We start from the raw sequence: 1,632 nt of genomic DNA on the forward strand, positions 1-1,632 counted from the left end.
GCGGCCCCCTTGCAGACGCCCGCAGGCCGAGGGCGGCAGAGGGCTGGGCAGGGTGGCCTGCAGAACACGCTGCTCGTTGAGGACCTGCAGCACTTTGCCGTCGAGCCGGAGGGTGACCCGCTGTCCGGCGAACGGCCAGCCGACCAGGACCTTGTCACCGCCCAGGCCGACGTAGCCGACCGCGTTGACGGTCCGGTCCACCTCCACCGGCCCCTTCGTGTCCTTCGCCGGGCCGGGGTCGTCCGCCCAGGGTCCGGCGGGTCGGGCGCCTCCGCCTGCCAGCAGGGCTTTGAGGTCCCGGCCGGACAGCTTCGAGGGCAGGGTCTTGTGCCGGCCGCCGCCGATGAGGACGTGCAGGCGGTTCACGTCGATCCGCAAGGTCACCGTGGTGCCGGCCAGGGCCGGGCCGAACCAGATCTGCTGCCCGCGCAGGCTCAGGTTCCCCGACGCGGGAACCACCCGCTCCACCTCGATCGCACCGACCTCGCCCTCGGCCATCGGCCAGGCCGCCGCCACTGGCTCGGGCTCAGGCACCGGGACATCCGGGCTCGGGACCGGGTCGAGGCGGGCGGGCAGGACCACCGGCAGGGCGTCCTGCTCGGACCGAGGCCGGGGGATGAACCGGCTGGCCGGGACGGCCATGGCCAGGGCCTGGTGCGGCCGCATCCGGTTGTAGTCCTCCAGCCAGGCATCCACCGCCGCCTGCGCCGTCGCCAGGTCGACGAACGGATCACGCTGGTCGAGGAGTTCGCGCCGCAGGGTCTGGTGGAAGCGTTCGATCTTCCCCGTGGTCGTCGGGGACTGCGGGCGGGTGAGCCGGTGCATGATGCCGTTCTCCCGGCAGATCCGGTCGAACATCGTCTCCCCGGGCTTGCCGGGACTGAAGCGGGCGGTGAACTGCTTGCCGTTGTCCGTCAGCACCTCCTCGGGCACTCCGAACCGCACCAATGCCTCGCCGAAGGCCAGACACACCGCCCAGGCCGTGGCCCGCTGGACCACCTTCGCGATCACCATGAACCGGGAGTGGTCATCGATCCCGGTGACCATCTTGCACTCACTGCCATCGGCCAGCAGAAGGCCGCCGACGATGTCCATCTGCCATAGTTCCATCGACGTCGACCGCTCCCACCTGCGGTAATCCGACCGGCGACGCTTGCGCACTCCCGGCTCGACCAGACCGTTGCGGACCAGGACCCGGTAGACCGTCGCCCGGGAAGGCACCGGTGTGATGCCCCTGCGTTCCAGCTCGTGCACCAGCCTGCGCGGACCCCAGCCGGGATGCCGGCGCCGTAACTCACACACCACCGCCTCCACCTCCCCGGCGATCCGGTGCGGACACGACTCCGGCCGGTGCGACCGGTCCGCCAGACCCGGCAGACCCGACTGCTCGTACTTGCGCACCCAGGAGTGCACCGACTGCCTCGACACCCCATACCGGGCCGCGACTTGAGTGACCGGAACCCCCGCGGCGACCTCCATCACCGCGTGATACCGCTGCTCGACCACGCTCAACTCCACCAGCACGGCCCCGGCCCTCCCTGCACGCGGATACGACGCGCACAGCCAAGCCGAGGCAAGCGGTGTCAAGCATCAGGTGAAGCCACAACGTCAAGCATCAACCGAGACAAGACA

General features: G+C 70.5%; 1 protein-coding gene. It reads right to left on the bottom strand.

Translation table 11 applies throughout. The annotated features are described in order from the left end of the window. A partial coding sequence (locus ACZ5CW_RS41190) for an IS481 family transposase (RefSeq protein WP_468610967.1) occupies positions 1-1,512 on the bottom strand: 1,512 nt, incomplete at its 3' end. Between the last annotated feature and the right edge of the window lie 120 nt (positions 1,513-1,632).

The sequence above is a fragment of the Streptomyces sp. NPDC031379 genome (assembly GCF_055569615.1).